This window comes from Polaromonas sp. 39-63-25 (assembly GCF_002278925.1).
In the GTDB taxonomy this organism is placed as follows: Bacteria; Pseudomonadota; Gammaproteobacteria; order Burkholderiales; family Burkholderiaceae_C; genus Polaromonas.
In genome coordinates this window covers 75,822-83,334 of record NZ_NCJH01000017.1, presented here as the reverse complement: position 1 = coordinate 83,334, position 7,513 = coordinate 75,822, and the positions used below count along the sequence as shown (strand labels likewise).

7 protein-coding genes are annotated in these 7,513 nt (G+C 64.6%); 2 read left to right on the top strand and 5 right to left on the bottom strand.

Features of this window, described 5'->3' with window-relative positions; genetic code table 11:
• Positions 1-525: 525 nt before the first annotated feature.
• Positions 526-1,542 carry an L-histidine N(alpha)-methyltransferase gene (gene egtD, locus B7X65_RS18415; RefSeq protein ID WP_293595753.1) on the bottom strand — a complete coding sequence of 339 codons (1,017 nt, stop codon included), beginning with the start codon at positions 1,540-1,542 and terminating at the stop codon, positions 526-528.
• A gap of 175 nt (positions 1,543-1,717) precedes the next feature.
• Here egtD and B7X65_RS18410 point away from each other — a divergent pair, with 175 nt between their 5' ends.
• Complete coding sequence (locus tag B7X65_RS18410; protein WP_293595752.1) at positions 1,718-2,269, top strand: TlpA disulfide reductase family protein; 552 nt, start codon at positions 1,718-1,720, stop codon at positions 2,267-2,269.
• A gap of 6 nt (positions 2,270-2,275) precedes the next feature.
• Here B7X65_RS18410 and B7X65_RS18405 read toward each other — a convergent pair whose 3' ends face one another.
• The gene (locus tag B7X65_RS18405; protein WP_293595751.1) at positions 2,276-3,421 is read right to left on the bottom strand and encodes a hypothetical protein; all 1,146 of its coding nucleotides are present in this window, start codon (positions 3,419-3,421) and stop codon (positions 2,276-2,278) included.
• A 241-nt stretch (positions 3,422-3,662) separates the two neighbouring features.
• On the opposite strand from B7X65_RS18405, the gene B7X65_RS18400 reads away from it, so the two are divergent.
• On the top strand, positions 3,663-4,766 hold the full coding sequence (locus tag B7X65_RS18400; protein WP_293595750.1) for a transglutaminase-like domain-containing protein: 1,104 nt from the start codon (positions 3,663-3,665) through the stop codon (positions 4,764-4,766).
• 121 nt (positions 4,767-4,887) lie between these two features.
• Here B7X65_RS18400 and B7X65_RS18395 read toward each other — a convergent pair whose 3' ends face one another.
• Genes B7X65_RS18395 through gluQRS form a run of 3 tightly spaced genes read right to left on the bottom strand, consistent with a single transcriptional unit; the run spans position 4,888 to position 7,504 of the window.
• Entirely contained in the window at positions 4,888-5,802 is a 915-nt protein-coding gene (locus B7X65_RS18395) for a pseudouridine synthase (RefSeq protein ID WP_293595749.1), read from the bottom strand.
• Positions 5,799-6,551, bottom strand: a complete 753-nt coding sequence (trmB, locus tag B7X65_RS18390) for a tRNA (guanosine(46)-N7)-methyltransferase TrmB (protein WP_293595748.1) — start codon at positions 6,549-6,551, stop codon at positions 5,799-5,801. Before trmB ends, B7X65_RS18395 begins: the two co-directional genes overlap by 4 nt.
• Entirely contained in the window at positions 6,548-7,504 is a 957-nt protein-coding gene (gene gluQRS / locus B7X65_RS18385; RefSeq protein WP_293595747.1) for a tRNA glutamyl-Q(34) synthetase GluQRS, read from the bottom strand. Before gluQRS ends, trmB begins: the two co-directional genes overlap by 4 nt.
• Positions 7,505-7,513 lie beyond the last annotated feature (9 nt).

The following is a 7,513-nucleotide window of genomic DNA, read 5'->3' as shown; positions in this document are numbered from 1 at the left end:
CGCCCCGGCGGGCGACTTACTTTTCTTTGCTTCGCCAAAGAAACCTAAGGAAAAGAAAGGCGACCCGATGGTCCGGGTCCCTCCGCTTCGCTACGGGCAGCCTGCGGTGCTCGGCAAAAGCGGGGTCTCGCTCGAACTCGGCTTCGCCTCAGACAATCGCGAGCCCTGATCCGCTTTTGCCTGCGCTCCTCGGCCCAGCCCGACGGGTGGGGGAACAAATGCGGGAACGGATGCGGATGCGGGGAGACATGACGCGCTTTGCGCGTCATGTCGGACTCAACAGACCGTCATGTTTGCACGCAAGCGCAGCACACGCGGCCAAATGAAGTCCCCCTCCATCGCCCAGCGAGGCGAGGGAGGGGCTAGGGGAGGGAGTGGGGAGTCCGTCCTACTGTCCAAAGCGAACCACCGGCGCAGCGTGATGCCTGCGATATGGACCAGAAAAGTACCTTGTCCACCACAGCGAAACCCGGATTGCAGGCCAACCAGGGTAGGCGGAATCAAACAGCAGCAGGTTTGATCGACTTAAACCGACGCCCAGAACACCGCAAACCAGTCCTTCGGATCGGTCCAGGGTTTGATCTGCGAAAAACCTGCCTGTCGCAGCAGTGCCGACATGCTGTCCAGCGTGTATTTGTACGAACTTTCGGTGTGTATGCGTTCACCCATCCCGAAACGTCGCTCACCCTCCGGCCAGTGCACGGTCAGTCCGCAGCGTGCCTCCAGGTGCATCTCGATGCGCGACTGCGCTTCGTTGAACAGGGCGATGTGGCGCCATTGATGCGGGTCGAAGTCGGCGCCCAGCAGCATGTTCACGTGGCGCAGCAGGTTTTTGTTGAAGGCGGCAGTGACGCCCAGCGCGTCGTCGTAGGCTGCTTCCAGCGTGGCCTTGTCCTTGACCAGGTCGATGCCGAGCAGCAGGCCGCGTGCAGCGCCTTGTGCCGGGTCGGCGATGCGCTGCAAAAATGCCAGCGCCTGGTCCGGCGAAAAATTCCCGATGCTGGAGCCGGGGTAGAAGAACACCCGGTCGTGATCCTGCACCTGTGGCGGCAGGAGAAGTCCTGCCGAAAAATCCATGCCCACGCCAACAATGGCCAGCTCCGGAAAGGTGTTTTGCACCTGTTCCGCAGCGTCGCGCAGAAAGTCCACCGAAATGTCCACCGGCACGTACTGGCGGGGCTGCAGGTGCGGGATCAGCCGCATGGCTTTGGAGCAGCTGCCGGCGCCCAGGTCGATCAGGCAGGGGCAGGTGATGCCGGCGCCGGCCAGGGCCGCCGCCATGTGGCCGTGGGCCGCGTCGAAAATGCCGGCCTCGGTACGCGTCGGGTAGTACTCGTCGAGGTGGGTGATGGCTTCAAAAAGCTGCGAGCCCAGGGCGTCGTAGAAATATTTGGGCGACACGCTCGCTGCCGTCGCGCGGAGTCCGTCCGCCAGTTCACGCGCAGCGCCGGGCTGGCCCTGATCGGACGCGTTGTAGCGGTCGATGAATTGCGGGGACGCAGGCGCAAGGGCAAGCCCTGGCTGTTGAAGGGGGAAGTTCAAAATGGGTTCAGCGTGTGCTGGTGTGGGTTCAGACAATTTACGGCAGGGCTCGGCCTGCCTTTGTAGGACTGTTTCGCTTTGCTTGCAAGGGGGTGATTGCCGGTTGATTGTCCGTCCATGCCAGATCCCCTGCGCCGGACTGCGTTGATCAGGCCCTGCTAAGCTTGGTGTGACCATGTCTTCATTCCCACACCCGATGGCCTCCAGGCGTCTTTTTCTGCAGCGCGCCGCATGTGCCGCCGGCGCACCGCTGCTGGGCCGTGATGCCCTTGCCGCGGGCGAAGCCGCTTATGCCGTGTCGCCGTGGCAGGGCGCTGTGCCGCCGTTGCAGGCGGTCGACACCCAGGGCAAGGCCTGGCGCCTGTCTGACCTCCGGGGCCGTGCGGTGCTGCTCAATTTCTGGGCCACTTGGTGCGAGCCCTGCCGCGCGGAAATGCCGACCCTGCAGCAGATCGCTGACTTCTACGGCTCCGACAAGCTGCTCGTGCTGGCCATCAATTTCAAGGAACACCCGACGCGTGCCATCCAGTTTGCGGCCAGCACCGGGCTGAGCCTGCCCGTGCTGCTCGATCCTCAGGGCCAGACGGCACGTGCCTGGGGCGTCAAGGTTTTTCCCACCACGGTGCTGGTGGACCGGCAGGGCCGGCCCCGGCAGCGTGTGCAGGGCGAGGTCGACTGGACCGGCGCCGCCGCTGCTCAGTGGATCGAGGCCCTGCTTGAAAGCTGAGCCGCTTCATTCCAGAGGCAGGACGAGGTCCGTGGTGCCGGGGCAGACCCAGCGCGCAAACTCGCGCGTGGTGTCCAGGCAGCCGCCGTCGCGGTACACGCCGCGCGGTTCGCGGTAGCGCTGCATGAGGGCCAGGATGCGTTCAAGCTCGGGCTCATCGTGCTGCGTGGCGGCCACCAGCGTTTCGACCCTGGCTTCATCGATGCGTTCATGGCCTTCAGCGTCCCGGTACAGCGCGTTGCGCCACTGGTAGATTTCCAGGCATTTGTCGGCCAGTGTGTACGGTTGCTCACGCTTCCAGAAGTTGCTGAACAGGCCACCGCCGAGGTAGATCACCCAGGAGCCTTCATAACCTGATGCCTCGGCCGAGGCTTCGTCCGGATTGCGGAACCAGGTCCTGTCGCCCGGCACAAAATAATGCGGGGGCAGAGGGGCCTCCATCGAACCCTGTTCGCGCAAAAAAACATCGTGAAACGGGCCCGACATGATGGGCCGGGCAGTCCAGAGCGTCTGCAGTTGCGCATACAGGGCGGGGTTGCAATGCGCCAGTTCCTCGGCAATGCCCAGCAGCATCACGTATTCGGTGGCGCGGTAACAGGAGAATGAATACAGTGTGCCGGAGACCTCGGGCTGGGTCGCCTTGGCCAGCGCGGTGACCAGCGACACGCCGGGCCGGATGACAAAGCCGATGTCTTCCTTGTAGGTCCAGCAGTCCTGCGGCCTTTCCGCCTGGCTGGTGTGAAAGGACAGGCTGGTCTTGCGGGCCGCACGCGCGATGTTGTGGCGAATGCGGACGGCGGACGCCAGTTCATCCACGCTGGGGAATTCAAAGGCCACCGGCCCCATCAGCATGGCCGCCACGATCTCGCGCGTCAGGTCGGCCGGCTGGTTGTCGGTGTCCAGCTGCAGCCGGTGGGCCAGCGCGAGTGTGTCGTAGCCGGGGGCCCAGGCCTGGCCCTGTTCCGCACTGAGGCTGATCCGGACGAAGTGGCCGGCGTCATCGTCGCCTTCCGTGCTGCGCACGCAGTGCGCCAGGTCCTGCGCGTCCAGCCGCGTCAGCACCGCCTGCAGCGTCGCCGCCAGCCCCTGGCCGGCGGTTCCGCGTAGCAGGATGCCTTGCGGTCCCGCTGCTTGTTTGCCCGATTTGCCCATGCCATCGTCTCCGGCTTTTGTGTTTCGTTATCGTGGGAGCCTGCAACGCTGGTGGCGCGCGGGGCGCCAGGAGCTTGCCCAATAAATATAACCGAGGCATTTCTGCCCTCGTGACCGGCAGGACGAAAGCCGCCATAATTGCCGCTCGGCGCAAGCTTTCTGCTTTCCGCCGCATGGACATCCCGGTGCACCTTCTCATGCCCGGTCACGTCTGCCAACCCACCTTCCGGAGTTCTTTTTGATGACCACCGTACGCCGTACCTTCCTGAAAAATACCGCTGCAGCCGCCATGGCTGCCGCCTTGCCTGCAATGAGTTTCGCCCAGGCCGCACCACGCCGCCTCTTCGCGCCCCAGAGCGGCGCCTGGCGCACCTTCGACGTGACAACACGGGTCGACCTCGTCAAGCCTCAGGGTGCCGCCAAGGTCTGGCTGCCGATTCCATCGGTCAACAGCGACTACCAGCGTTCGCAGGGCAACAGCTTTTCGAGCAACGGCAAAACCGACCTGACCGAAGATGGTGTGGACGGCGCCAAGATGCTTTACGCCGAATTCGACGCGGGCCAGACCCAGCCGTTTGTCGAGTTGACGAGCCGCGTGCAGACCCAGGGCCGCGCGGTCGACTGGTCGCACAAAACCGCGGTGCGCGAAGGTGCCGACACGCTGCGTTATTTCACGCGCCCGACGAAGTTCCTGCCCACCGACGGCATCGTGCGCACGACGGCGCAGAAAGCCATCGCCGGCGCGAAAACCGACGTCGAAAAAACGCAGAGGATCTACGACTGGATCGTGACCAACACCTATCGCGACCCCAAAGTGCGCGGCTGCGGTGAAGGCGACATCAAGACCATGCTGGAAACCGGCAATCTGGGCGGCAAGTGCGCCGACCTGAACGCGCTGTTTGTCGGCCTGTGCCGCTCGGTCGGCATTCCGGCGCGCGATGTGTACGGCATCCGCCTCGTGCCCTCAGCCTTTGGCTACAAGGAGCTCAGCGGCAACCCGGTCAGCCTCAAGGGCGCGCAGCACTGCCGCTCTGAAGTGTTCCTCAAGGGTTACGGCTGGGTGGCGATGGACCCGGCCGACGTGGCCAAGGTCATGCGCCTGGAAACGGCCAGCTGGATCAAGAACACCACCGACCCGGTGGTGGCGCCGGTCAACAAGGCGCTGTTCGGTGGCTGGGAAGGCAACTGGATGGCCTACAACACCGCCCACGACATTGCCCTGCCGAATTCGAAACTCGAGAAGCTGGGCTTTTTCATGTACCCGGTGGCAGAAGACGCAGGCGGGCGTTTCGACTCCTACGCGCCGGATGTTTTCAAGTACCAGATCACTGCAAAAGAGATTTAAGCCCCCACGCTTGCTCACTGCGTGTAGCCGCTGCCCCCCGAGGGGGCGCTGCGCCTGCGGCCCGGCAGAGCCGGTTCCGCGGCCCCTGCTTGACTGAAAACGCCCCGGGAAAGGGTGGCGCTCAGGGGAGCTCCAGCCGCCGCTTGCTGCTGAACTGCCGGCGCTCGCCTGTGAACGGATCATCAAAGGCGATATTTTTGGCCAGTAGTTGCAAGGGGTAGCGGTAATCGTCCTCAGGTGTTGGGTCCAGCGGCGGGTAGACCCGGTCATTGACGATGGGCAGGCCCAGCGCATACATGTGCACGCGCAACTGGTGTTTCTTGCCGGTGACCGGGCTCAGGCCGTAACGTGCCAGCGGCCCGCTGACTTCGAGCAACTCGATGCGGGTTTCGCTGTTGGCTGCGCCGGCCACTTCGGCCTGGCGGAAAAAGGGCTGGCCTTCGACGATGCGGCTGGTGCGGACGCGCGGAAACGTCAGCTCCGGGCGCCACGGTGCAATCGCTTCATACCCTTTGCTGACCTCGCGTTGGCGGAACAGGTCCTGGTAGGCCGCGCGCTCCTGCGCTTGCACTGAAAACAGCACCAGCCCGGCCGTTTCGCGGTCAATCCGGTGGATGGGGCTGAGTTCTGCAATGCCCAGCCGGTTTTTCAGGCGCACCAGCAGGGTTTCCTGCAGGTAGTGGCCCGAGGGTGTGACCGGCAGAAAGTGCGGCTTGTCGACCACGACCAGGTGCTCGTCCTGGAACAGCAGTTCTTCGTCAAAGGGAATGCGGGTCTCCGCTGGCAGGGAGCGGTAGTAATACAGCCGCATGTGGCCGCGATAGGCGCGTTCGGCGCTGACTTTTTCGCCAAATTCATCGACAACCAGCTCATCGTGCATGCGCTGCAGCCACACCTCGCGCGCGATGGCGGGAAAACGTTCGACCAGAAAATCGGTGATGGTCGGCCAGTGGCCTGCCGGCAGGCCCACACAACTCGGGCTGACACCGTCCCGGGCCGGCAAGCCGTGCAGACCCAGCCTGGGGGTTTTGCTCACAAGCGAGTAAACACCACGTCCCAGACACCATGCCCGAGCTTGATGCCGCGGTTTTCGAACTTGGTGAGCGGCCGGTAGTCGGGCTTGACGGCATAACCGTCGGCACTGTCCGCCGTGTTTTTCAGTAGCGGCTCTGCGCGCAGAACCTCGAGGATCTGCTCGGCGTAAGGCTGCCAGTCGGTGGCGCAGTGCAGGTAGCCGCCGGGCTTCAGGCGGGCCGCCAGTTTGGCCACCAGTGGCGCCTGGATCAAGCGGCGCTTGTTGTGTTTTTTCTTGTGCCAGGGATCGGGAAAAAAGATGTGCACACCGTCCAGGCTGCCGGGCGCCAGCATGTGGTCCAGCACCTGCACCGCGTCGTGTTGCAGGATGCGGATGTTTTCCAGGCCCTGCTCGCCAATGCGTTTGAGCAAGGCGCCTACGCCAGGCGTGTGCACTTCACAGCAGAGGAAGTTTTTCTCCGGCAGCAAGGCTGCAATCTGCGCCGTGGCTTCGCCCATGCCGAAGCCGATTTCCAGGATGGTGGGGGCGGCGCGTCCGAACGCGGCTTCGACGTCCAGTGGCGCTGCCGAATAAGGCAAAAGAAACTTCGGCCCCGCATCTGCAAAAGCCCTGGCCTGGCCGGCCGTGGTTCTGCCGGTGCGCAGGACAAAACTGCGGATGGTACGCAGACGCGCGGGGTCGGGTGACGCGCCTTCCGGCGGGTTGGACGGGGGGTTTGATGGCGGGTTGGTGGTGGGGGATTCAATCACCGCCCAATTTTAGTCGCCCGGCTCCAGAAAGCCACGGCTTGCTGTAGCCAGTCGGCGGGCGTCCGGGCAGACAAGCCTGCGGGAAGACCGAGTACCTGCCCGGCTTCATCCAGCGCCTGCAGCGGCTCGGTGGTGTCCAGTGCGCTGGCGCCGTTCTGTTTCGAGAGCTTTTCGCCGTTGGCCCCGAGCACCAGCGGCGTGTGCAGGTAACGCGGCAAGGGCAGGCCCAGCGCGCGCTGCAGCAGGATTTGCCGCGCGGTGTTGTCGGCCAGGTCTTCCCCGCGGACGATATCGGTGATGCCCTGCGCGCCATCGTCGACCACCACGGCGAGCTGGTAGGCCCACAGGCCGTCGGCGCGCTTGAGCACAAAGTCGCCGACCTCCTGCGCGACGTCCTGCTGCTGCGCGCCTAGCCGGCGGTCCTGCCAGCGGACAATCTGCTCTGCTACTGAATCAGGAGCTGGTTGCGCCCGTGCAATAAGGGCTGAGGGCCGATTTGGCTTTATATGTTCAGTGAGGAAGCGCCACGCCCGCGCTGGACGACCCTGCAGGCCGTGACGGCAGGTGCCGGGGTACACCAGTTCCCCGTGGCGTGGCCGCGGCTTGCCGCGGGCCTCCAGTGCCCGTGCAATGTCCTGCCGTGTGCAGGCGCAGGGGTAGGCGAGGTGGGCCGCGATCAACTGGTCCAGTGCGGCCTGGTAGTGGCTGCCGCGCTGCGACTGGTACAGCGGCGGCGCATCCGGTTGCAGCCCGCAGGCGGCCAGCTGTTGCAGGATCAGCGTGTCGGCGCCGGTCACGCAGCGCGGCGTGTCAATGTCTTCGATACGCACCAGCCACTGGCCACCATGCGCCCGCGCATCAAGCCAGCTCGCCAGCGCGGCGACGAGGGAGCCGGCGTGCAGCGGTCCCGTGGGTGAGGGCGCAAAGCGGCCGATGTAGGCCCGCGGCTCCACACCCGTGCT

What these genes read in the sequence shown, in the direction of transcription:
- B7X65_RS18410 (WP_293595752.1), top strand. Translation starts at nt 1,718, where the DNA reads ATGTCTTCATTCCCACACCCGATGGCCTCCAGGCGTCTTTTTCTGCAG.
- B7X65_RS18405 (WP_293595751.1), bottom strand. Translation starts at nt 3,421, where the DNA reads ATGGGCAAATCGGGCAAACAAGCAGCGGGACCGCAAGGCATCCTGCTA.
- B7X65_RS18400 (WP_293595750.1), top strand. Translation starts at nt 3,663, where the DNA reads ATGACCACCGTACGCCGTACCTTCCTGAAAAATACCGCTGCAGCCGCC.